Annotated in this window: 18 protein-coding genes; 8 read left to right on the forward strand and 10 right to left on the reverse strand. The window is 72.2% G+C overall.

Translation table 11 applies throughout. The features are described 5' to 3' along the window. Positions 1–55: 55 nt before the first annotated feature. Positions 56–1,075, reverse strand: coding sequence for an MraY family glycosyltransferase (locus AB0472_RS08145; RefSeq protein ID WP_366354442.1), 1,020 nt, complete (start codon positions 1,073–1,075; stop codon positions 56–58). A 228-nt stretch (positions 1,076–1,303) separates the two neighbouring features. On the opposite strand from AB0472_RS08145, the gene AB0472_RS08150 reads away from it, so the two are divergent. Then, complete coding sequence (locus tag AB0472_RS08150; protein ID WP_366354444.1) at positions 1,304–3,586, forward strand: heterodisulfide reductase-related iron-sulfur binding cluster; 2,283 nt, start codon at positions 1,304–1,306, stop codon at positions 3,584–3,586. A 262-nt stretch (positions 3,587–3,848) separates the two neighbouring features. Further along, positions 3,849–5,075 (forward strand): hypothetical protein, encoded by a 1,227-nt coding sequence (locus tag AB0472_RS08155; protein WP_366354673.1) that lies wholly within the window; start codon positions 3,849–3,851, stop codon positions 5,073–5,075. A gap of 63 nt (positions 5,076–5,138) precedes the next feature. Here AB0472_RS08155 and AB0472_RS08160 read toward each other — a convergent pair whose 3' ends face one another. Continuing rightward, positions 5,139–6,275: a substrate-binding domain-containing protein gene (locus tag AB0472_RS08160; RefSeq protein WP_366354446.1), complete on the reverse strand. Its 1,137-nt coding sequence runs from the start codon at positions 6,273–6,275 to the stop codon at positions 5,139–5,141. Between the two features lie 405 nt (positions 6,276–6,680). Beyond that, positions 6,681–8,027 (reverse strand): S53 family peptidase, encoded by a 1,347-nt coding sequence (locus AB0472_RS08165; RefSeq protein ID WP_366354447.1) that lies wholly within the window; start codon positions 8,025–8,027, stop codon positions 6,681–6,683. Between the two features lie 275 nt (positions 8,028–8,302). Between AB0472_RS08165 and AB0472_RS08170 the strand changes: the two genes are divergently transcribed. Beyond that, complete coding sequence (locus AB0472_RS08170) at positions 8,303–9,625, forward strand: phosphatase PAP2 family protein (protein WP_366354449.1); 1,323 nt, start codon at positions 8,303–8,305, stop codon at positions 9,623–9,625. Between the two features lie 28 nt (positions 9,626–9,653). Here AB0472_RS08170 and AB0472_RS08175 read toward each other — a convergent pair whose 3' ends face one another. Both AB0472_RS08175 and AB0472_RS08180 read right to left on the reverse strand, forming a co-directional pair. After that, positions 9,654–12,407, reverse strand: a complete 2,754-nt coding sequence (locus tag AB0472_RS08175) for a SpoIIE family protein phosphatase (protein WP_366354451.1) — start codon at positions 12,405–12,407, stop codon at positions 9,654–9,656. 120 nt (positions 12,408–12,527) lie between these two features. Beyond that, positions 12,528–13,919, reverse strand: coding sequence for a helix-turn-helix transcriptional regulator (locus AB0472_RS08180; protein WP_366354453.1), 1,392 nt, complete (start codon positions 13,917–13,919; stop codon positions 12,528–12,530). Between the two features lie 187 nt (positions 13,920–14,106). On the opposite strand from AB0472_RS08180, the gene AB0472_RS08185 reads away from it, so the two are divergent. The 4 genes from AB0472_RS08185 to AB0472_RS08200 all read left to right on the forward strand — a co-directional run bounded on the left by AB0472_RS08185 (position 14,107) and on the right by AB0472_RS08200 (position 17,235). After that, a complete protein-coding gene (locus AB0472_RS08185) occupies positions 14,107–14,814 on the forward strand; it encodes a DUF4232 domain-containing protein (protein ID WP_366354454.1) in 708 nt (235 codons plus the stop codon). Between the two features lie 62 nt (positions 14,815–14,876). After that, entirely contained in the window at positions 14,877–14,999 is a 123-nt protein-coding gene (locus AB0472_RS08190) for a hypothetical protein (RefSeq protein WP_366354456.1), read from the forward strand. A gap of 431 nt (positions 15,000–15,430) precedes the next feature. After that, the gene (locus AB0472_RS08195) at positions 15,431–16,453 is read left to right on the forward strand and encodes an FUSC family protein (protein WP_366354458.1); all 1,023 of its coding nucleotides are present in this window, start codon (positions 15,431–15,433) and stop codon (positions 16,451–16,453) included. A gap of 80 nt (positions 16,454–16,533) precedes the next feature. Beyond that, positions 16,534–17,235 carry a GAP family protein gene (locus AB0472_RS08200; protein WP_366354460.1) on the forward strand — a complete coding sequence of 234 codons (702 nt, stop codon included), beginning with the start codon at positions 16,534–16,536 and terminating at the stop codon, positions 17,233–17,235. 28 nt (positions 17,236–17,263) lie between these two features. Here the strand turns inward: AB0472_RS08200 and AB0472_RS08205 are convergent, their stop codons facing one another. Then, positions 17,264–17,419 (reverse strand): DUF6131 family protein, encoded by a 156-nt coding sequence (locus AB0472_RS08205; RefSeq protein WP_366354462.1) that lies wholly within the window; start codon positions 17,417–17,419, stop codon positions 17,264–17,266. Positions 17,420–17,645: 226 nt separating this feature from the next. Here AB0472_RS08205 and AB0472_RS08210 point away from each other — a divergent pair, with 226 nt between their 5' ends. Then, a complete protein-coding gene (locus tag AB0472_RS08210; RefSeq protein WP_366354463.1) occupies positions 17,646–18,332 on the forward strand; it encodes a response regulator transcription factor in 687 nt (228 codons plus the stop codon). Between the two features lie 16 nt (positions 18,333–18,348). Here AB0472_RS08210 and AB0472_RS08215 read toward each other — a convergent pair whose 3' ends face one another. The 4 genes from AB0472_RS08215 to AB0472_RS08230 form a co-directional block, all read right to left on the reverse strand. Continuing rightward, positions 18,349–19,734 (reverse strand): hypothetical protein, encoded by a 1,386-nt coding sequence (locus AB0472_RS08215; RefSeq protein WP_366354674.1) that lies wholly within the window; start codon positions 19,732–19,734, stop codon positions 18,349–18,351. 194 nt (positions 19,735–19,928) lie between these two features. Further along, entirely contained in the window at positions 19,929–21,143 is a 1,215-nt protein-coding gene (locus AB0472_RS08220; protein ID WP_366354465.1) for a cytochrome P450, read from the reverse strand. 70 nt (positions 21,144–21,213) lie between these two features. After that, the gene (locus tag AB0472_RS08225) at positions 21,214–22,608 is read right to left on the reverse strand and encodes an FAD/NAD(P)-binding oxidoreductase (protein WP_366354466.1); all 1,395 of its coding nucleotides are present in this window, start codon (positions 22,606–22,608) and stop codon (positions 21,214–21,216) included. Then, entirely contained in the window at positions 22,605–22,844 is a 240-nt protein-coding gene (locus tag AB0472_RS08230; protein ID WP_366354468.1) for a ferredoxin, read from the reverse strand. The genes AB0472_RS08225 and AB0472_RS08230 overlap by 4 nt, the downstream gene beginning before the upstream one ends. Positions 22,845–23,010: the final 166 nt, after the last annotated feature.

Consider the following 23,010-nt stretch of genomic DNA (forward strand, 5'->3'; position numbering starts at 1 on the left):
GTGTGCATCAAGCCGCGCCCGGGGTCAACAGACCTGAGTCCATCCGACTCAAGTCTTATCCGTTCCTTACACGCAAGTGGCCGCTGACCTGCGTCGCTACGGCGTTACGGGGCCCGTACACCGGAACCCGAAGGAGTAGCAGCACGATGCTGAAGGTGACGCAGGCGACGCACGTGGCGCCGGTCCGGCCGATCCAGCCGCCGTGCACGAGCACCGCGACGAGCACCCCGGCGAAGGACGCGGCGCCGAGGACGACGGTTGCCCGCTGCGAGCTGAGCCCGAGCCGCCGCAGCCGGTGCGCGAGGTGGTCGGGCCCGCGGCGCAGCACCGGGCGCCCGGCGAGGAGCCGTGACAGCACGACGAGCAGCACGTCGGCGCTCGCCACCGCGGTGAGCGCGAACAGCACGCCCGCACTGGCCTCGGGGTCGTAGCCGGACCGGGTGACCAGCGCGGCCGCGGCCAGCACGAACCCGGTGAACAGCGAGCCGGTGGCGCCGAGGGCGATCCGCGCGGGGGACCAGTTGTGCAGCAGGAACCCGGTGAGCGCGGCCGCGAGCACGCTCAGCAGCGCGGCGAGCCCGTCCATCACCTCGGCGGCGGCACAGGCGCCGACCCCGAAGGAGGTCACCACCCCGACGGTCCCGGCCAGCCCGTCGGCGTGGTCGAGCCCCTTGAAGGCGACGGCGACGAAGGCGATCCAGGCCGCCCCGAGCACCCCGCCGACGATCCCGAACTCGCCGTAGGGCACCACGCACGCGGCCGCGACCGCCGTGCCGAACAGCAGGAACCGCGTCTTGAGGCGCCACACGTCGGCGACCACTCCGAGCAGCGCCACGGCTCCCCCGGCGGCCACCAGCTCCCCGACGCCGGTACCGAGCGGGGCGACCCGGCTCCAGTCGCCGGCGAAGGCGACCAGGCAGGTGGCGCCGACCACGGCGAGGCCGCCCAGCGCGGGCACCCGCCGGGCCCGCCGCCGGTCGACGAGCCCGAGCCGCAGGGCACACGGGCGGATCAGCGCGGCGAGGAAGGCGGCGAGCAGGAAGGCGGTGGTGGCGGCGACGATCCCGTAGAGCACAGGTCCAAATTAGACCTGAATGTAACAATTCTGTACGAATAACACGATCGGGTTGGGGCGTACCGCCCAGGCGGACCTCAGCGATCCAGATCACCCCGCACCTGGCTACAGTGCGAGTAAAGATGCGGGTAGTCTCGAACCGACCGGATAAGTTACCGCTTAGTAATTTCGGGAACGCTCTGCGAAGAGACCCGAAGAGACCACCCCTCGCAGGCCCGAGGAGCCCCCATGCAACTCGCCGCGATCATCGTGTCGCTGGTTCTGATCGTGGTTGGCGTGGCGTTGTTCGCCCGCGCCGTCCTGCAGATCTACAACTTCATGCGGCTCGGCCAGAACGTGCCCGCCGGCACCCGTACCGACGAGCCCGGCCGGCGGACCGTCACGGTGGTCAGGGAGTTCCTCGGCCACACCCGGATGAACCGCTGGGGCGTCGTGGGCGTGGCGCACTGGTTCGTCGCGGTCGGCTTCTTCTCGCTGCTGCTGACGATCGTCAACGCCGTCGGCCAGCTGTTCCAGGCCGACTGGATCCTGCCGGTCATCGGCGACTGGGCGCCGTACAACGTCTTCGTCGAGTTCATCGGCACCATGACGGTGCTCGGCATCCTCGTGCTGATCGCGATCCGCCAGCTGAGCAAGCCGAACCGGCCGGGCCGCAAGTCCCGGTTCGCGGGCTCCAACTTCGGCCAGGCGTACTTCGTCGAGACGGTCATCCTGATCGTCGGCGTCTGCATCTTCACGCTGCACGCCCTGGAGGGCGCCCAGCACCACGTGGACTCCTACGAGGCCTCGTTCTTCATCTCGTACCCGGTGGTCTCCTGGTTCCGGGGCATGGACGTCTCCACGCTGCAGAACCTCACCTACTTCTTCGCCGGCCTGAAGATCGCGACCTCCTTCATCTGGATGATCGTGGTCGCCCTCAAGACCGACATGGGCGTCGCCTGGCACCGCTTCCTCGCCTTCCCGAACATCTGGTTCAAGCGGAACGCGACGGGCGAGACCTCGCTGGGCGCGCTGCTCCCGATGACCTCGGGCGGCAAGCCCATCGACTTCACCGACCCGGGCGAGGACGACGTCTTCGGCGTCTCGCAGGTGGAGCAGTTCTCCTGGAAGGGCCTCCTCGACTTCTCGACCTGCACCGAGTGCGGTCGCTGCCAGTCGCAGTGCCCGGCCTGGAACACCGGCAAGCCGCTCTCCCCGAAGCTGCTGATCATGTCCCTGCGGGACAACGCGCACGCCAAGGCGCCCTACCTGCTCGCGGGCGGCGGCAAGACCGCCGAGGGCGAGGAGAAGGGCTCCGAGGAGCAGCTCGCCGGGGTCCCCGCCGCCGCTCTCGCGGAGGCCGAGCGGCCCCTCGTCGGCACCGCCGAGGAGAACGGCGTCATCGACCCGGACGTGCTCTGGTCCTGCACCACCTGCGGCGCCTGCGTCGAGCAGTGCCCGGTGGACATCGAGCACGTCGACCACATCGTCGACATGCGCCGCTACCAGGTGATGATCGAGTCCGCGTTCCCGTCCGAGGCGGGCACGATGCTCAAGAACCTGGAGAAGAAGGGCAACCCCTGGGGCCTGGCGAAGAAGCAGCGCCTGGAGTGGCTCAAGGAGGTCGACTTCGAGGTCCCGGTCGTCGGCCAGGACATCGAGGACCTCACCGAGGTCGAGTACCTCTACTGGGTCGGCTGCGCCGGCTCCCTGGAGGACCGCGCCAAGAAGACCACCAAGGCCTTCGCCGAGCTGCTGCACATCGCGGGCGTCAAGTTCGCGATCATGGGCGGCGACGAGAAGTGCACCGGCGACTCCGCCCGCCGCCTCGGCAACGAGCCCCTGTTCCAGGAGCTCGGCATGGAGAACGTCATGGCGCTGAACACGGCGTTCGGCGAGGAGCTGGACGACGACGGCAAGGTGACCGAGGAGTCCCGCAAGCCGAGGTCGGCCAAGAAGATCGTCGCCACCTGCCCGCACTGCCTCAACACCATCGGCAACGAGTACCCGCAGCTCGGCGGCGACTACGAGGTCATCCACCACACCCAGCTGCTCCAGCACCTGGTGGACGAGGGCAAGCTGGTCCCGGTCACCCCGGTCGAGGGCATCATCACCTACCACGACCCCTGCTACCTGGGCCGCCACAACAAGATCTACACGCCGCCGCGCGAGATCATCGCGAGCGTCCCGGGCCTGCGCAACGAGGAGATGCACCGCCACAAGGAGCGCGGCTTCTGCTGCGGCGCCGGCGGTGCCCGGATGTGGATGGAAGAGCGCATCGGCAAGCGCATCAACAACGAGCGCGTGGACGAGGCGCTGTCGGTGAACCCCGACATCGTCTCCACCGCCTGCCCGTTCTGCCTCGTGATGCTCACCGACTCGGTCAACGGCAAGAAGAACGACGGGAAGGCCAAGGAGTCCATCCAGGTGGTGGACGTGGCCCAGCTGCTCCTCGACTCGGTGAAGACCCCGGTGGACCCGGCCGGCGCCGCGGAGCAGGAGAGCGAGCCGGAGCCGGAGCCGGTGAAGTAGTCCCGACGGCCGCCTCGGCGCCCCGTGCCCTCGCCGGCACGGGGCGCCGTCGTATGCCGGGGCGGACCCCACCCGCCAGGGGGACGGCCGGTCGCCCCGGTACCCCGTACGGCCCTCTCCTGCTCGCGCACCCGGGCCCCGGCGGTTCGGCTGGCAGGAGGGCCGGATCGAGCGGGAGGTACGGGTGGCGGAGGACAGCGCGCACGAGGGCGGGGACGGGAGCGGGGACGGGGGCGGGGACCGGTCCGACGACGTCCGGGAACTGCGGGCCCGGGTCGCGGCCCTGGAGGGCGCACGGGCCCGGCCGCCCCGGCACCGTGTCAGGTCCCTGCTCGCCGTCGTCCTGGTCGTCCTCGGCTGCCTGCTCGCCCCGCTCGCCGTGGTCGCCTCGTGGGCGGCCGACCAGGTCGGCGACACCGACCGCTACGTCAGCACGGTCGCCCCGCTCGCCTCGAACGCCGACGTCCAGGCCGCCGTGGCCGACCGGGCCACCGACGCCCTCATGTCCCACCTCGACCTGCCCGCCCTGCTCGCCGACGTGACCCCCGCGGACCGGCCCCGCCTGCAGCAGGCGCTGGGCGGCAGACTCGGCGACGCGCTCGAAGGGGCCGTACGCAGCTTCGTCCACGACAAGGCCCGCGAGGTCGCCGCGTCCGGCGCGTTCCGGACCGTCTGGACCGACGCCAACCGCAAGATCCACAGCAGCCTGGACAAGGCACTCACGGGCAGCGGCGGGGGCGCGGTCCAGCTGACGGGCGACAGCGTCACCCTCGACATCGGCCCCCTCGTGGACCAGGTCAAGCAGCGCCTCGTCGGCGCCGGGCTGACCCCCGCCGAGCACATCCCCGCCGTGCACACCGACTTCACCCTCGTCAGGTCCGACCAGGTCGGCAAGGTCAGGACCTACGTACGGCTGCTGCAGCTCGCCGGGGACTGGCTGCCGGTGCTGGCCGTGCTGCTGGTCGCCGCCGGGGTACTGCTCGCGGTCCGGCGGCGCCGGGCCCTGGTGGCGGGCTGTCTCGCGGTCGCCGTCACCACCGGGCTGCTCGGCGTCGGGCTGCGCGTGTTCCGCGTGTTCTACCTGGACCGGCTGCCCGCGGGTGTCTCCCCGGGCGCGGCGGCCGCCGTCTACGACGCGCTCACCCACTTCCTGCGCACCGGGGTGCGCGTGGTGGTGGCCCTGGGCGTCGTCGTCGCCCTGGCCGCCTGGCTCTCCGGCCCCGGCCGGTACGCCGGGCTGGTCCGGGGCCTGTGGACGTCCGGCATCGGCGCGGGACGCGCCACCGCCGACCGCGCCGGACTGCGCACCGGCCCGGTCGGCCCCTTCGTCCACCGCCACCGCGTCTGGATCACCTGGGTCCTGGTGGCCGTGGCGGTACTGGCCTACCTGCTGTGGCCCTTCCCCACCGGCTGGGTGGTGGTCGGCATCGCCCTGTGCCTGCTGTTCGTCCTGGCCGTGACGGAGTTCCTGGCCACACCCCCGGCCTGACAGCGCCCCATGAGCGGCGCCGGGGGCCACGAGGCGCCGCAGACGAACGCCGGCGCCGGGCCGCTACGTCAGCCCGATCGCCGCACACGCCGACCGGTACTTCGGCGTGCAGATCTGGGCGACGGTGTAGACGCCGTCCGCGATCACCGTGTCCTCGATGTTGTCCTTCGTGAGGGCGACCACCGGGACGAGCGTCGCGGGGATGTCCTTCTCGGTCGGGCTGTCGACCTTGTCCTGGGCGAGCGCGTCGTACTGGATGTCGCGGCCCTGCACCTTGTACACCGCCATCTGCGCGGCGTCGGTGGCCTCGTCCAGGAACGACTTGTACACGGTCATGTACTGCTCGCCCGAGACGACCCGCTGCACCGCGTCCAGGTTCGCGTCCTGCCCGGTCACCGGGGGGATCGTGGTGGCCCCGGCCTCCTTCAGGGCGTCGATGACGGCGCCGGCCATGCCGTCGTTGGCCGAGTAGACGGCGGCGATGTTGTGCAGGCCGACGGCCCTGATCGCCTTCTTCATGTTCGCGCCGGCGACCGCGGGCGACCACTTGTCGGTGTCGTACTCCCGGGCGATGCGGACCTTGTTACTCAGTTCGCCGAGGGCGCCCTTCTTGAAACTCGCCGTGTTCGGGTCCGCGGGGTCGCCGTTCATCATCACGACCTCGCTGGTGGCCGCCCTGTCGCCGAGCGCACCGAGGATGGCGCGGCCCTGGACCTCGCCGACGAGTTCGTTGTCGTGCGAGACGTACGCGTCGATCGGGCCCTGCGCGAGCCGGTCGTAGGCGATGACGGGGATGCCGGCGGCCTTCGCCCTGCGGACCTCCGGTGCGATGGCCCTGGCGTCCACCGAGTCGACCAGGACGACGTCGACCTTCCGGTCCACCATCTGCCGGAGCTGCCGGCTCTGGGTGACCGGGCTCGCCTCGGCGTTGGCGTAGTCGACCTTGCCCTTGCCGTGGGTGAGGGAGGCGACCTCCTTCTCGATGATGGGGCGGTCGAAGTTCTCGAACCGTGCGGTGTCCTTGTCGGGCAGCAGCAGCCCGACCGTGATGTCGTCGCCCTTCGTCGCGGACGCGGCGGCGCCGCTCCCGCCGATGCCGTCGACGCCGCCGCACGCGGTGAGCGCGAGAGCGGACGCGGAGGCGGCCAGGGTGATCGCGAGGCGGGGCAGGGGGGTCCCGCGGAGGGTGGGAACGCTCACATCAGGCGCCTTCCGAGTGGGGGGAGCGTCATGCGCAACCGATGGTGTGAAGGAAGCAAACGCGTAGCCGCGGGATACGTCAAGACGTATGGACAACGCGGCGGTTGAGGGCGGTCCCGCGCCCTGCGCCGGGACACCCGGAGGGCACTTGTTTCCCCAGGTCAGGCCGTTATGACGGGAGTTGGGCGGGACGGTGGGGCGGCAACCGTGGAGGAGCGGGCAGCGGTAGGGCCAACGGGCCGTCCACGTCAGGGACTTCACCGAGCCTTCGCAGTTGCTACCTCACCTTCACAGCCGGTGTGCGCGGCGCGACGTCACACACCGTCGGGGCCACCCTGTGCCGGGCGAACGGGAAACGGCCCGGGTACGGGACCCGGGCCGTTTGCGTGCGGTGCGAGGCAGGTGTCAGGGCTTCTGCTTGACGAGGGCCGGGACGAAGCGCAGGGCGTCCACGGTGCCGACGCCGGTGGCGAGGTCGTAGCCGTTGACGGCCTTGTAGCCGGTCACGCCCTGGTAGCTGTTGTCCGTGCCGTCGTTGACGTCGACGATGCCGGTCAGCCGGGAGCGGTAGGACGAGAGGTCGTACAGCCGCTTCTGGATGTTGCCGAGGCGGTGGCCGGCGGCCTGGTCGGCGAGGGCGACGACGCCCGCGAAGAGCGGGGTGGCCTCGCTGGTGCCGCCGCTGACGTCCCAGCCGATGGCGGTGGGGTCGAAGCTGGAGTAGATCCAGGCGCCGCCGTCGACCGCGGCGGACATCGAGATGTCGGGGGTGCCGCGGCGGGTGCCGACCACCTTCTTCACGCCGTTCTGGAAGGACGGACGGGTGAACACGTGGGACTGGCCGCCACCGCCGGAGCCGTAGTCGTTGTAGACGCTGTCCGGCTTGACGCGGTTGCCCTTGTCGTCGAGGTGGAGCTGGGTGCCGCCGACGGAGGTGACCAGCGGGTCGGAGGAGGGCCAGGAGTTGACGCGCTTCTTGTAGTACGTCTTGCCGTCCGCCTGGAGGTCGGTGGCGCCGCCGTCACCGGAGGCGGCGAGCACGGTCACCTTCTTGCGGTCGGCGTCCTGGAAGGCGTACCGGAGCTTCTTGATGCTGGAGAAGTCGCCCTTGGCGAAGCCGGGGAAGGTGTTCTCGGTGGCGCCGAAGCTCTGGCTGATGACGTCGCCGACCCCGTGGTCGATCATGTACTTCTCGGCGTCCATCATCTCCGGCAGACCGGTGGTGCCCTCGGTCTCGGAGACGGCCGTCTCCACGACGACGATCTTCGCGGCGGGCGCCACCGCGTGCGCCATCTCGACGTCCAGGGTGGTCTCGCCCGCCCAGCCGGTCATGTCCTGGTTCTTGGGGTCGAAGGCGGGCACGTGGCCCCACTTGACGACCTTCACCTTGGTGCTGGGCAGCCCGAACTGCCTGCTGTAGACGTCGAGGTCGTGCTGGACGGTCGGCGAACCGTACGAGTCGACGATGACGATGGTGCGGCCCTTGCCCGTGACGCCCTTGCGGTAGAGGGCGTTCAGGTCGTACGCGGTGCGGTACTGGAGCGGGGTGTAGCAGTTGATCTGCCACTTGGCCTGGCACTGTGCGTCGGAGAGCGGGCTGCTCACCCGGTGCGCCAGGGTGTGCCCGACGACGGCCGGCACCGCGAGGGTGTGCGGTGCGGCGACGGGCGCGGCGGCCGTGAGCGCGGTGGCCGCGAGGGCGGCGACGGACGTGGCAGCCGCGACGCCCCGCCCGGTGCGGGCTATCTGCATGGATCCCCCTGTGGTTCGGAGTCTCACGAAGTGATCGCGAAGTGGTCTTCGCGCATCACACCGGAGAGGTCATGCACAGATCAAGTGCGTTGAGACGACGATGCCGAACCCTTTACCCTGCGTTATCCCACCATTAGCCTTCGAGCCGTCGGGAGCAGGGCTGGAACCCCGGTGGCGGTCTTTCCGTCTTCCCTCGTCGAACGGGATCTCAACCCTCCCTCAACCTCTAGCAAATCGGCCGGAACTTGAGACACACATCACTGAGACCCTGGGCCGTGGCAGGCGCCACGGCCCTCGCGTTCCTCGTCGCCCTGGAGGCCGCCGCACGCCACTACGGCCTGCCGGGACCGCTCACCAACCAGGCCCGGGAGGTGATATGCGCTCCCAAGTCCGGTTTCCTGCTCTACGCCGGGCTGGCGTTGACGATGGTGGTGCTCACCTGGCGGCAGCGGTTCGCCGCCCTCGGCGCAGCGATAGGCATCGACCTCGTCTTCGCGGCGGTCCGGTGGGCGACCGGCACCGAGGTGACCCACGGCCAGCCGTTCGGCAACGGCGCCCTGTGGGTGCTGCTCGGCTGCGGGGTGGTCGCCGTGACCCGCCGCACCGGCCCGGAGCGCGTCCTGCTGCTGAAGGGCGTCGGTCTCGGCCTGCTCCTGGTGACCGGCCGCAAGACCGGCGACACCTGGCTCCTCATCACCTCGAAGACCCGCCCGATGGTCCTCGACCAGTACGTGGCCACCGCCGACCATGCCCTGGGCAACCCGTCGTGGCTGGTGGGCCGGCTCGTCACGGCCAGTGGCCCGGTCGGCTTCAACCTCCTCGACATCGTCTACGGCCAGCTCGCCGTGGCCGCGGTCGCCGTCGCGCTGTACCAGCTGCGCGGGGTGGCGGCCGACCGCCGCTTCCCGCGCCACCACCTGGTCCGCACCTTCCTGGTGATAGGCCTGCTCGGGCCGGCCGTCTACATGATCTTCCCGGTGGTCGGACCGGTCTTCGCCTACGGCACCGGAGCCGACCACTGGGCGTCCGTCAGCCTCTGGCCGGAGCGGCCCCCGCAGGGCGGGCACTGGCCGGTGGCCGACCTGTGGCCGCGCACGGTGCCGCGACTCACCGCCCCGCGCCCCGTGCCGTACGACGGCTTCACCCCGCGCAACTGCATGCCCAGCCTGCACACGGCCTGGGCGACCACGATCTTCGTGCACTCCCGCAGGGGCCCCCGGGCGCTGCGCTGGGCGGGCGCGTTCTGGCTGGTCGCCACGGTCACCGCGACGCTGGGCTTCGGCTACCACTACGGCGCCGATCTCCTCGCCGGCGCGGTGTTCGCGCTCACGGTCGAGGCGGCCCTGCGCACCTTCGACCGCGACTGGGACCGTTCGGGCCTCCGGCTGGTCGCCCACGGTACGGCGGTCTTCGCCGTGCTCCTGGTCTCCTACCGCTGGCTGCCGCTGGAGATGGCCACGCACCGCTGGGTGGCCGGGCCGCTGCTCGTGCTGGCGACGGCCTCCGTCGTCCACCACTACGTGCGGACCGTCAACCGGTGGGACCCGCGGCCCGCCCCGAAGGTGCGCCGACGGGTGCCCGAGGCCGAAATGGTCTGAGCGTCCGCCTGGGCATGCCGCGCCGCGGTCAGTCGTCCGCCGCGCCGTCGCGGCTGGTCGCGCGGCTCCCCGCGCCTCTGACGGGGCGCTGCAGCTCGGGCGGGACAAGGTCCGCGGGCGGCTCCGGGCCGAGCCACTGCTCGGTCCAGATGACCTTCCCGGCGGACGTGTAGCGGGTCCCCCAGCGGTCGGCGAACTGCGCCACCAGGAAGAGGCCGCGGCCGCCCTCGTCCATGGTGGTGGCCCGGCGCAGGTGCGGGGAGACACTGCTGCCGTCGGAGACCTCGCAGATGAGACAGCGGTCGTGGATCAGCCGCACCCCGACGGGGCCCGTCGCGTGCCGGATGGCGTTGGTGACCAGCTCGCTCAGGATCAGCTCCAGGGTGAAGGCCTCCTCCTTCAGGCCCCAGTCCCGCAGCAGCTCGGTGGCGGCGGCCCGGACCCCGGCGACCGCCGCGGGGTCGGGCGGCACGGTCCAGTACGCGGTGTGCCGGTCGTCCAGCGCCCGGGTGCGGGCGACGAGCAGGGCCACGTCGTCCCGGGACGCCCCGGGGAGCATGGCGTCAAGGGCCGCCCGGCACATCTGGTCGGGCGTGCGTCCCGGCACCGCGAGGGCCCGGCGCAGACGCTCGATGCCCTCGTCGATGTCCTCGCACCGGTCCTCGATCAGGCCGTCGGTGTAGAGCACGATGCCACTGCCCTCGGGCAGCAACACCTCGCTCGTCTCGTACGGCATGCCGCCCAGCCCCAGGGGCGGTCCGGCCGGAATGCCGGGCAGGCGGGCGTCGCCGTCCGGGAGCACGACGACCGGCTCCAGGTGCCCCGCCCTGGCCATGGTGCACACCCGGGACACCGGGTCGTAGATCGCGTACAGGCAGGTGGCGCCGGTGAGGGTGCGGTTGCCGCCCTCGCCGTCCCGGTCCTGGTCGATGCGGGTGACCAACTCGTCGAGGTGCCAGAGGAGTTCGTCCGGCGGCAGGTCGAGCGTGGAGAGGTTGTGCACGGCGGTGCGCAGCTGGCCCATGGTGGCGGCGGCGTGCAGTCCGTGCCCCACGACGTCGCCGACCACGAGGGCGACGCGTGCCCCGGGCAGCGGTATCACGTCGAACCAGTCGCCTCCGACGCCGCCGAGCCCGGCTCCCGCCGGCAGGTAGCGGTACGCCGCGTCGACCGCGTTCTGCTCCGGCAGGGCGTGCGGCAGGAGGCTGCGCTGCAGCGTGACCGCCATGGTGCGCTCCCGGGTGAAGCGGCGCGCGTTGTCGATGCTGGTGGCCGCGCGGGCGACCAGCTCCTCCGCGAGCGAGAGGTCCTCGTCGGTGAAGGGGGTCGGCTCCTTGGACCGCCAGAAGGTCGCCACACCGAGGATCACCCCGCGGGCCCGCAGCGGGGCGGAGATCATCGAGTGGATGCCATAGGCCACCAGTTGGCGGGCCCGGTCGGGGTCCTGGGCCTGCCAGCCGGAGAAGGCGGCCATGTCGGGCTCCAGCACCATCCGCCCGGAACCGAAGCCCTCGCCCTGCGGCGTGAAGGGGTCGAAGTGGATGAGCGCGCCGGGCGGGTAGAGCGGCACGTCCGGCCGGATGCCGTGCAGGGCGACCCGGCGCAGCTCCGCCATGCCCGCCTCGTCCGGTTCCCCGCCGCTCAGCACGGTGTCGGCGAGGTCGACGGTGACGTAGTCGGCGAGTCCGGGCACGGCGAACTCCGCCAGTTCCTCGGCGGTGCGCGTCACGTCGAGAGTGGTGCCGATGCGCAGTCCGGCGTCGTACAGCAGCGCGAGCCGTTCCTGGACCACCTCGATCCGGCCCGTCAGCGCGGCCAGTTCGGTGGTGTCCCGCAGGGTGGCGACCGCGCCGCCCGGTCCGGGCGGGGCGTCCATGGGGCACTGGCTGACGGCCAGCAGCCGGTCGCCCACCTCGATCACCTCGTCCGTGGCCGCCCTGCCGGAGGCGAGGAGCTCTTCGGCCCTGGGGGCGATGCCCAGCTCCGTGACGGGCCGGCCGTCCACGTCGGGCGCCAGTCCCAGCAGGCGCCGCGCCTCGTCGTTGGCCAGGAGCAGCCGGCGATGCCGGTCGACGATCAGGACGCCCTCGCGCACCGAGTGCAGAACGGCGTCCTGGTGCTCGTACATGCGCGTGATCTGCGCCGGTCCCAGACCGCGGGTCTGGCGGCACAGGCGCCGGCCGACGAGTGCCGTGCCGGTGGTGGCGGCCGCGAGCGCCAGCCCGGTGCCGGTCAGGACGAGCGGCACCTGGCGGGCCGCCGCCAGACTCACCCGGTGGACGGTGATGCCCGCGGAGACCAGCCCGACGACCTTGCCGTCGGCGGCGGTCACCGGGACGACGGTCCGCACGGAGGGGCCGAGCGTGCCGGTCGTCGTCTCGGTGACGGTGCCGCCGTGCTGCGCCGCCCCGATGCTGCCGATGTAGCGGCGGCCGATCTCGGCGGGGTTCGGATGCGTGTACCGGATGCCCGCGGGGCTCATCACCACGACGAAGTCCACGTGCGCGCGCCGGCGGGTCTCCTCGGCCAGCTGCTGGAGCGCGGCGGTCGGACGGTCCCCGGCCAGCGCCTGCCGCACGGTGGGATCCGCGGCGACGGACGCGGCCACGGCCTGCGTGTGGTTGCGTGCGTCCCGCTCGGCGTCGGTCCGCGACTGCAGCAGGAGGGCGGCGACCGCCGTCGCCACCAGAACCAGGACGACCCCGACCTGCATGAGGAACATCTGACCGGCAACGCCGCGTATCCCGTACCAGGACCGCACCTGCCGGAGCATATGGTGCATACGGCTCATATAACACCACGCAGGTGGGAGTCCATCACCCCCGGACCGCATCCGTTCGCGGCCCCGACGCGCTCCGCACGCGGGCACCTACGACACGTGAGCGCACGGTGCCGGGCGCCGTCAGCCCCCTTCCCGCGGGATCCACTCGCTGCCGCCCAGCGGGTAGTCGTAGCCCGGGCGGCCGGCGTCGCCGCTGGTGCGGAAGGCGGTGCCGGCGTTGTCGACGTGGACGGTGCCGCGGCGGCTGCCGCTGGACCAGTCCAGGGTCAGGTCCCAGCGGACGTCGTGGGCCCTGGTGCGGGCGAAGACGTAGAAGACCTCCGGGTCGGACTCGCTGACCTTGTACGGGAAGTCGCGCTGGCCGTTCTTGGCGGTGACCGTCGGGCTGCCGTTGTCGAGGTCGATGTCGAACGACTTGGTCCCGACGCCACCGCCGCAGCCGACGCCCATCGAGTAGTCGTTCCAGGCGAGCGGTGCGCCCTTGCTGAGCACCCGCACGTGCAGCGCCTCCAGGACGACGGTCTCGGCCCCGGTGCCCTGGACGGTGAGGGCGACCTCCTGTTCGCCCGAGGACACCGCCCCGTAGGCCGCGGCCCAGCGCGGGGCGTCCTGCTCGCTCGCCGGCGGGCCGACCTGCGCGGGCTCGCTGTCGACGAGGAAGTGCTGGCTGCACGGGTCGTCGTAGACGTACGGACGGGTGTTGACGGCGAGCGGTACGGCGGTGCCGGTGGTGCCGCCGTCGGCGTCCTGGGCCCCGCCGCCCTGCTTGCCGTCGTCCGCGGAGCCGCCGGTCCCGGTCGTCGCGGACCCGGTGGGGGTGGCGGAGGACGAGGCGGCGGGCGTGTGTCCGGTCCCGCTCGGGGACGGCGAGAGGGACGCCTTCCCGGTGCGCGGCGGGCCGGTGACCGCGGCGGCGTCCCCGGCCGCCCGCTCGTCGCCCGTGCCGCCGTGGCCGCCGCCGAACGACGGATGCACGGCGAACACGACGGCCCCCAGCACAGCGGCCGTCGCGAGGGCGGCGATCAGCGCGGTACGCCGCCGACGCGGCGGCGCGGGCCCCCGCGGCAGGTCGGCGACGACCGGCTCGCCGCCGTCGTCGGGGCCACCCTCACCGGGGCGGCTGCCGCCGGTACCCGACGGCATGTCGGAGCCGGCGCCCACCGGCCGCGCACCGCCGTCGCCGGGTCCGGACGACGGCTCGGCAGCGGTCTTCCGCGGCGCGGCCGTCGCCGTGGCCTGGTCCGTCCTGCTCCCCCGTGCCGCGTCCGCCAGGATCCAGCGCCGGTGCAGCTCCACCAGTTCCTCGGGCGTCGCCCGGCAGACCCGTGCGAGGCGCTCCACCGGCGCGTACTCGACGGGCACCGCCGTGCCGTTGCAGTACCGGTGCAGCGTCGACGTGCTCATGTGCAGCCGCTTGGCCAGCACCCCGTAGCTGAGCCCAGAACGGTCCTTGAGCTCCCGCAGCAGCAGCGCGAACGCCTCCGTCGCGTCGGCCCCTGTCGCCCCTGACACCCGTTCCCCCATCCCCTCGCGTCCCAGTCCCGCGTTCCAGGGCCGCCGTGTTCGCCCTGGTCGCAGCCCGTTTCCGCGTTCCAGTGTCCCCAACTGCCCGCCGTGCCTGGCGGTTGGGACGGATCGCCTCGCAGGCTTCGGTCATCCAATCACCACCGCCACCCGAACACCGAAGGGGCACGTCCACATGTCCAGCCTCCGCACCTCCCGCACCCGTCTCGTCGGCGCCGCCACCACCGTCGTCCTCGCCGCGCTGTCCCTGACGGCGTGCGGCGACGGCACGGGCGTCCACGCCGAGAGCGTCGCGGCCGCCGCGCCGACGACCGCGCACGTCGCCTCCCCCAAGCCGTCCGCCGTCGGCTCGACCACCTCCACCACCGGCTCCGCCCCGGCGGCCGGGGCCACCACCGGCACGCAGAAGTCCGCCGGGGGCACCGCCGCGTCGAAGGCGCCCGCGACGACCGCCAAGCCGGTCACCTGCGAGGGGTCCAACACCAAGACGGTCGCGGCTCCGCTGAACCGCCCCGTGAACCACATGCTCCTCACGGTGACCAACACCGGCAGCAGGACCTGCTACCTCCACTCCTACCCGGCCGTCCGCTTCGGCGAGGCCCAGTCCGTCCCGCCGGTGATCGAGGACTCGAAGCCGCAGGCCGTCGTCACGCTCGCGCCGGGCGAGTCCGGGTACGCCTCGGTGAGCCTGTCCGCCACCGACGGCAGCGGCACCCACGGCCAGACCGTGAACTCCCTGTACGTCTACTTCCACGGCAGCTCCGGCAACGAGAGCGTCGGCACGGCCGCCCACCCGTCGCTGCCCGCGAAGGGCGTCTACGTCGACGACTCGCTCAAGGTCACGTACTGGCAGCAGTCGATGGACGACGCCGTCAACTGGTGACGCCGTGGCCCTCGCGCCCAGCACCTGCCCCAGCACCGCCCCGGCAAGGAAGGTGACCCGCCGTGCACCGCACCCGCAGGATCTCCCGCTTCGTGACCGCCTATCTCCGCGCCGCCTTCCAGGTCGTCGTCCTGGGCGGCACCGCGAACCTGCCCCAGGCCGCGGCGGTCCGCCGCCGCTGGTAGCGGGGACGGACCACGAAGCCGCCTACCAGCCGATCCCCGACGCCAGGAACGGCTCGTCCTGCTGTGGCCGGCCGTGCACGCCCTGATGAACTGGGGCGGGGCCTTCTACTCCCCGAACGGCGTCAAGCGCCTCCTCCGGCACGACCTGGACGGCGGACTCATCGATGCCGGGGGGCTGCCGGGAGTGCGGTGCGGCCGTCCCGGTCCCCGAGATCCGGAGCGAACCCGGCCCCGGCCACCGTCCGCCGGGCGGCGTCACGGACCGCGTCTGCGACGCGATCGACACGCCGAGGCGGCTCCTGAAGCCGATCGCACCGGCCCGCGCACGACTGAGCCGGCCCGCCCTGCGCCCTGAGGCCCCCGGGCACCACAGGGCGCCACGGGGCGTGACCACAGCGCGACAGGCCGTGACCTGTGCCTAAAGTGGGCGGGTGACGGGCGTTTCCCCGGCGGCGTCGGTGGGTCGCAGGCTCCGGGTGCAGGGGCCGTCGGCGGCCCGGATCCTGGTGATCGCGGTGCTCTGCTGGCAGACGGCGCTGTGGGCCGGTGCCGACCAGCCGCCGGTGTTCGCGGCCATCGTGCCGCTGCTGTGCCTGCGCGGTGACTCCGCCACCTCCCTGGTGGCGCTGCTGCTGAGGATCCTCGGCGTGCTGGCCGGCGTGGCCCTGGGCGTCACCGTCGTCAGCCTCTTCCGGCCGAGCACGCTCGTCCTCGCCGTCGTGATCGGGCTGGCCCTGCTGTGCGGGACCGTCATCAGTTCCGGGACGACCCTGAACGTGCAGGTCGCGGTGACCTCGCTGCTGGTCTTCGCGAACCCCTCGCCGGAGTCCTACGGCTTCGCCCGGCTCTGGGAGAACGCGCTGGGAGGTGCCGTCACCGCCGTCCTCGCCCCGCTGCTCTGGCCGCGGAACCCCCGCAGGGAGGTGGCGGCGCTGGCCCGCAGGTGCGCGGACGGTCTCACGGAGGGCCTCGTGCGCACCACGCGCGCGATCGGGTCCCCGGACGCGGCGCGCGCGAACCGGGTGTCGGCGCAGGCCGCGGCGGACCGGCTGCGTGGCTACGGGGCGCAGGCGCGGGAGGCGGAGAAGGCCCTGCGGTTCAATCCGCTGCGCCGCCGCCACCGCACCGAGGTGACCGTGCTGGGCGGCCGGATCGACCTGGCCGTCCGGGCGGTGCCCCAGTTCCTCTCGCTGGCCGCCGAGGCCGAGTTCTTCAGCGTGCGGGACGGCCCGGCCCCGGTGCTCTGCCGGGCCCGGGCCGCTCTGCTCCCGGTCGCCGAGGCCACCGGGCACGCCCTGGAGGCGGTCCTCGCGGGGCGGGATCCGCACGCCGACACGGCAGCCGCCCGCGCCGCACTGGCCCGGTACGCCGAGAGCGACCGGGAACCGCCGGCCGTGGTGCTGCGCAGGCCGTTCACCCGGGTCCTCGACCTCTGCGACGGCTTCCGCGGCTGATCAGGGGCCCGGGGCCGGCCGCCGGGAGCTGCTCCCGAGGACAGATCCGGACGGGCGCAGGAGGATGGAGAGGCTGGGGTGTGCCGAGTACGCCGGAGGCGACCATGGGTGCGGTTCTCGGTGACGTGCTGGGTTTCGCGGCCGCCGTCGCGGTCAGCCCGCTCCCGATCATCGCGGTGATCCTGATCCTCGCCACCCCACGGGGGCGCCTCAACGGCGTGCTGTTCACCGTGGGCTGGATCCTGGGGCTCGCGGTGCTGGGCGCGGTGATGCTGGCGATCGCCTCCCCCGCGCACGCCTCCGCCCACAAGCACCCGGCCACCTGGGTGGGAGCCCTCAAACTCGCCCTCGGCCTGTTGCTGGTCGTCTTCGGCGCCCGGCTGTGGCACCGGCGCCCGAGGGATCCCTCGGAGGCCCGGCTGCCGAAGTGGATGAGCGCCATCGACCGCCTCACCCCGGTCAGGATCTTCGCGCTGGGGGTGGGCCTCGCCGCCCTCAACGCGAAGAACGCCCCGCTGACGATCGCCGCCGGGGCCGCGATCGGCTCGGCCGGGCTGCCGGTGGGGCAGCAGATCGGGGCCCTGGCGGTCTTCGTGGTGGTCGCCACCCTCGGTCTGCTGGCCCCACTGGGGGTCTTCCTGCTCGGTGGCGAACGGGCCAGGACCACGCTCGGCAGCTGGAAGGACTGGGCGGCTCAGCACAACGTCGCCGTGATGGCGGTCCTGTTCTTCGTCCTCGGGCTGAAGCTGCTCGGAGACGGCGTCTCCGTCCTCACCTCCTGACGGACCCGGTGGCAGCGCGCCGCCACGGTCACCAATAGTGACGTCGGCCGGCGACCGCGTGTCCGGTGGATCCGAGGACCCAGAAGACGGCCCCGACGACGAGCAGGATGATTCCCAGCGTCCACAGGATCGATATGCCTGTGAGGAACCCGACGATGAGCAGGATGACACCGAGAGCGATCATGACCGTACCTCCTAGCGTGTTCCACGGCCTCTGTCGCCATCCCGGGTTCCCCGGAGCGGCGCGGTCATACCGGAGCCTTTCGACCGGGTGACGGGAGAATCGAGACAGGTGTCCGGACAGGGCTCGCCGGACCGCAGCCGCCGCCGTCCGACGCGGCACGGTGTCGCGGGCGCGTACGCGGATTCCGATACGCCGGCCATAGGTGCGGGCCCGTAGCCTCGACGGCATGCGTGTGCTGATCGTCGAGGACGAGCCCTATCTGGCGGAGGCCATCCGCGACGGCCTGCGCCGGGAGGCGATCGCCGCGGACGTCGCGGGGGACGGCGGTACGGCGCTGGAGCTGCTGGGCGTCAACAGCTACGACATCGCCGTCCTCGACCGCGACATCCCCGGGCCGTCGGGGGACGAGGTCGCCCGGCGCATCGTCGCCTCCGGGAGCGGGATGCCGATCCTCATGCTCACCGCGGCCGACCGCCTCGACGACAAGGCGTCCGGCTTCGAACTCGGCGCCGACGACTACCTCACGAAACCCTTCGAGCTCCAGGAACTCGCGCTCCGGCTCCGGGCCCTCGACCGCAGACGCGCCCACAACAGACCGCCCGTACGGGAGATCGCGGGGCTGCGCCTCGACCCGTTCCGCAGGGAGGTCCACCGGGACGGGCGGTACGTCGCGCTGACCCGGAAGCAGTTCGCCGTCCTCGAAGTCCTCGTCGGCGCCGAGGGCGGCGTCGTCAGCGCCGAGGAACTCCTGGAACGCGCCTGGGACGCGAACGCCGACCCGTTCACCAACGCCGTCCGCATCACCGTCTCGGCCCTGCGCAAACGGCTCGGCGAGCCATGGCTCATCACCACCGTCCCGGGCACCGGCTACCGCATCGCCACCCACCCGGACTCCGCCCGCCCGGAACGGTGAACGGGCCTTCGCGGCGTCAGTTCACGGTGAAGGAGTAGGAGTAGGCGGCCAGTTGGATGCCGGAGCGGGTGGTGGCGTAAACCTGGAGCCCGTCGGGGCCGGCCGAGCCCGGAGTCCAGTCGACGGACGTGGTGCCGTCGGCACCCGCGGCCACCGTGACCTCCGGCTCCGAGTCGAAGGCGTACGTGTAGCTCACGACGCCCTTCACCTTCGGCGTGAACGTGAAGGTGCCGGGGACGCCCACACCGCCGCCGTAACCGTCCTCGGGGTAGACGTCCGAGGTGACCGTGGGAGTCGTGTCGTAGTCGATGTCCCAGAACGTCGGATCACTGACCCAGCCGTCGGCGCTCCTGCTGGTCACCTCGACATGCTCGCCGTTGACGCCGTCCATGGTGAGCTGCGTCGTCGCCGTGCCGTCGGCCGCCGCCGCGACGTCGAAGGTCCGGTCGCCGTCGGGGCCGTTGACGGTGTGCACGGAGTAGCTGACGACCGGGCTCCTCGACTGGAGCGCGGCGTCGGGCCGGAGCGTGAACGTGGTCGTGTCGCCGAACTCGGGCGAGGGGTCGGACGGGGTGACGGTGGGTGCCGTGCCGCGGACCAGGAAGCTGTAGCTGGTCGTGTCCGACGGGTTGAGGGCCCGGTCGAGGCCGCTCACCGTCAGCGTCCCGCTGCCGCCGTACGGCGGAACCAGGTCGACCGTGGCCGAACCGCCGGGGGCGTCGGCGCGTACGAAGTGTGCCGAATCCGCGTACGGGTCGCGGGGCTGCGGGACGCCGTGGTCGTCGAAGTCCGCGAGGTCGATGACCGGGAGGGGCTGTGTCCAGGAGAACTGGAACCCGGTGACGTCGTCGTCGCCGTTGGCGCTCAACGTGAACCTGACCGGGTCGCCGCCCTGGTTCCACTGGTTCGGCGGGTAGTTCGGCGAGGTGACGGTGGGCGTGCCGACGGGACGGGTGCTGTCGATCGTGAAGTAACAGGGGGCGGACCAGTCCGAGGCCGCGTCCCCCGCCACGGTCTGCGCCCGCCACGCATAGGTCTGCCCGTCCACGAGCATGCCCGACAGGACGCCCTTGGCCTCGTACCCGGGGGTGGCGCGGTCACGGGTGACCGTCTGGGTCCTCGACGGATCGGCGACCGGCCAGGCCTCGTACCGGACGCTGACCGGGGAGTTGCCGGTGGCGTCCGTGGTTCCGGGGATACCCTCGACGACAACGTTGCCGAGAGCCGAAAGGTACGTGGGCCGGTCCGCGTCGGTGGCACAGTTCCGGTAGCCGTTGAACAGCTGGGTGGGTGCGGTGGGCACCCCGTCGGCCGCGCTCGCGGGCAATGCGGCGGCGGCCAGTGACAGGCCGAGTGTTCCCAGCAGTGCGAGGACGGCGCGCGGGCGCGCGCCGAAGGACATGGTCAAGTGGTCCCTCCCGTTTTGGATGCCCGCGACCGCGCACGAATGCGCACGGGTGTGCGGGCAGCGGAGGGATCGTATGGGCGTTGCGCGACAAGTCGCATGGGAATTACGACGAGTTGAGCGAAGCACGTCCCGTCAGGTGCGCGCCCCCCACCGGCCCGCGGTGCACGAACGGGGCGGCCGGTGGAGCGTCAGTTCTGCTCGACGTCCAGGTGGATCGGTCCGCGCAGGACAGGGCTGCGGCGGTACGGGGGTGGGTCGGCGACCAGGGTGGGGGCGTCGAGGCGGCGTACCAGTTCGGTCAGGGCGATCTGGGCCTCGCGGCGGGCCAGTGGGCCGCCGAAGCAGAGGTGGATGCCGCTGCCGAAGCCGAGGTGCTGGTTATCGTGCCGGTCGGGGTCGAAGCGGTCCGGGTCGTGGAAGCGATGGGGGTCGCGGCTGCCCGAGGCGAGCATCAGCATGATCTGCGAGCCCCTGGGGATGACGGTGTCGGCGACGGTGATGTCGCTGTACGCGGCCCGCCAGGGAATGATGTGCACGGGCGGTTCGTAGCGCAGGAGTTCCTCGACCAGCGGCACGATCAGGTCCGGTTCGCCGCGCAGCCGTTGCAGCACGTGCGGGTGGCGCAGCAGGGTCAGCATGCCGTTGGTGATGAGGTTGACGGTGGTCTCGTGGCCGGCGATCAACAGCAGGTTGGCGGTGCTGATGATCTCCTCGTCGGTCATCCGCCCGTCCGGCCCGTCGTCGTTGGCCAGCCGTGACAGCAGGTCGTCGGTGGGGTGGCCGTGGCGTTGCTCGACCAGGCCGCCGAGGTACCGGCGCAGGTCCTGGCGGGCCCGCACCCCGTTGTCGAGTTTCTCCTGCGGGTCGGTCCTGGCGTCGTAGTCGATCGCGTTGATGATGTCGTTGACCCAGACCCGGAACCGCGGTTCGTCCTCGCGGGGCACGCCGAGCAGGTGGCAGATCACCGTGACGGGGAACGGGTAGGCGAGGTCGTCGACGATGTCGATCCGCTCCCGGTCCGCGACGCCGTCCAGCAGCCCGCCGACGGTGTCGGCCAGGGCGGGTTCCAGGCCGGTCACCAGACCCGGGGTGTGCGGGGGGCCGAAGTGGCGCATCGCCATCCGCCGCAGCCGGTCGTGCTCGGGCGGGTCCATGTTGATGAAGGCCGGCGTGGTCGTTCCCTCGGCCGAGGGCATCGGGTGCGCCAGGTTGCGGACGTCGGAGCTGAGGTGCGGATTGTGCAGGATGTCCGCCAGCTCGCGGTACGTGCTGATGACGTAGCTGCCGTCGTCCTGCCGGGCCACCGGCGTCTCGCGCAGCTCGGCGTAGAGCGGGTATGGATCGGCACGGGAGGCGTAGTCGAGGATCCGGCGCAGTGTGTCGGGCGCCTCGGTGGTGGTCATCTCGCGGTCCTTTCCTCGGCCTTTCCTCCTGGCGGTGTACTCCCGCCGGTGCGCTCCCGCCGGCGGCGTCCTAGCGGCCGTGCTGGTGCGCGGCCGTGACGCGTCGTTCGCCCGGGTCGTGTCCGGTGACGACCACGGTGGCGCCCTGGGCGAGCAGGGTGGGGCCGGGGAAGTCGACGGGCACCGGCTTGGTGTCGACGGGCTGGTCCGGCGTGGGGCAGGGCGGCGGGAAGGGCGCGGCCGTCTCGATGAGACGCCGGTAGTGGTCCAGCCACTTCGCGTTGTTGAAGGTCACCGCCGCGGTGACCCGGCCCTGGTAGCCGTACGCGGCGACGAAGCGGTGGTCGGACACCGATCCCTGGGTGACGACCACCTCGTCGGCGAAGGTCGGCACGCCGACGGACTTGATGTTGACGCCGAACTGGATCGACCAGAAGCGCGGGATGGACAGGTGGGGCCAGCGCTCCGCCTGGCCGTTGACCATGTTGTGGGCGGCGACCTCGGCCTGCTCCACCGCGTTGGCCCAGTGCTCCAGCGAGATGAGCCGGTACTCGTAGACCGGGTTCGGGCAGCGCGCCACGTCGCCGGCGACGAACACGTCGTCGGTGATCAGCCCGTTGAGGTCCATGGCACGGCAGCCCGTGTCGCAGGCGACGCCCCAGACGCCCGCCGCCAGCCCGGAGCCCCGCAGCCACTCGGTGTTGCGGATGCCGCCGAGCGCGACCACCGCCACGTCGGCGTCGACGGTGCTGCCGTCGTCGAAGTGGGCACGGCGCAGCCGCCCCTGGGCGTCCCCCTCCAGCTGTGTGACCTTGACACCGCACCGCAGGTCGACCCCGTGCGCGCGCTGCATGTCGGCCGCCACCTCGCCGATCATCGCGCCGAGCGCCCCGACCAGCGGGTACGGCGCGAGTTCCGCGACGGTCACCGGGATGTCCCGCTCCCGGCAGATGGAGGCGATCTCGGAGCCGGTGAACCCCGCCCCGATGACCAGCACCCGGGACGGCCCGGCGGCCAGGGCCCGCTGCAGCCCTTCGGCGTGCTCACGGGTCCGGACGACGAACACCCCGTCCAGCGCCGCCTCGGACTCGACGAACCACGGCCGGGCCCGTACCCCGGTGGCGATCAGCACCCGGTCGAAGGGGACCTCGCGCCCGTCGGCCAGACGTACGTGGTCGGTGGCCAGGTCGAGGCCGCTCGCGGGCACGCCGAGCAGCCACTCGGCGTCGACCTCCCGCCGCCGCGGCAGCCTGGTGCCGTCGGCCGGCACCCACCCGGTCAGGACCTGCTTGGACAAGGGGGGACGGTCGTAGGGCTCGCCCAGTTCGTCGCCGATCATCGTCAGCGACCCGGTGAACCCCTCCGCGCGCAGGGACTCCGCGGCCCGCAGCCCCGCCAGTGACGCCCCGACGATCACGATACGGCCGTCGCGCTTGAACGCTCGCAGGTTGTCGGCGCTGGTCATGACCTCGACGCCTCCAACGGTGCGTCCCGCCGCTCCGTCCGGCCCTCCAGCCGGTCGACGAGGATCGCCTGGACCGGACAGGCCGCCGCGGCGCGCAGCACCCGCTCGCGCTGGGCGTCATCGGGCTCCGGGTCGTACATCAGCGCTTCCTCGCCGTGCATCCGGAACGCGTCCGGGGCCAGGAACGCGCACTGTGCGTACCCTTCGCATCGGGAAAGATCGACGACGACTCGCATCCCGGCCTCCACAGGAAGAATTCGGTGCTCGCGAGAGAGAACGCGAGAGAGAAGCGAGAGAGATCGGCGGTCGCGCAGGGGCGACCGGCGTCACTAAGACGCCTGAAAAACCGCCATTTCACCCGATCAGCGTATTCCGCGCGCACATCGCCCGCACCCCGGGAAA

Source organism: Streptomyces sp. NPDC086777 (assembly GCF_040702065.1).
In the GTDB taxonomy this organism is placed as follows: domain Bacteria; phylum Actinomycetota; class Actinomycetes; order Streptomycetales; family Streptomycetaceae; genus Streptomyces.

What these genes read in the sequence shown, in the direction of transcription:
- AB0472_RS08220 (WP_366354465.1), bottom strand. Translation starts at nt 21,143, where the DNA reads ATGACCACCACCGAGGCGCCCGACACACTGCGCCGGATCCTCGACTAC.
- AB0472_RS08210 (WP_366354463.1), top strand. Translation starts at nt 17,646, where the DNA reads ATGCGTGTGCTGATCGTCGAGGACGAGCCCTATCTGGCGGAGGCCATC.
- AB0472_RS08230 (WP_366354468.1), bottom strand. Translation starts at nt 22,844, where the DNA reads ATGCGAGTCGTCGTCGATCTTTCCCGATGCGAAGGGTACGCACAGTGC.
- AB0472_RS08225 (WP_366354466.1), bottom strand. Translation starts at nt 22,608, where the DNA reads ATGACCAGCGCCGACAACCTGCGAGCGTTCAAGCGCGACGGCCGTATC.
- AB0472_RS08175 (WP_366354451.1), bottom strand. Translation starts at nt 12,407, where the DNA reads ATGCACCATATGCTCCGGCAGGTGCGGTCCTGGTACGGGATACGCGGC.
- AB0472_RS08165 (WP_366354447.1), bottom strand. Translation starts at nt 8,027, where the DNA reads ATGCAGATAGCCCGCACCGGGCGGGGCGTCGCGGCTGCCACGTCCGTC.
- AB0472_RS08150 (WP_366354444.1), top strand. Translation starts at nt 1,304, where the DNA reads ATGCAACTCGCCGCGATCATCGTGTCGCTGGTTCTGATCGTGGTTGGC.
- AB0472_RS08215 (WP_366354674.1), bottom strand. Translation starts at nt 19,734, where the DNA reads ATGTCCTTCGGCGCGCGCCCGCGCGCCGTCCTCGCACTGCTGGGAACA.
- AB0472_RS08205 (WP_366354462.1), bottom strand. Translation starts at nt 17,419, where the DNA reads ATGATCGCTCTCGGTGTCATCCTGCTCATCGTCGGGTTCCTCACAGGC.
- AB0472_RS08185 (WP_366354454.1), top strand. Translation starts at nt 14,107, where the DNA reads ATGTCCAGCCTCCGCACCTCCCGCACCCGTCTCGTCGGCGCCGCCACC.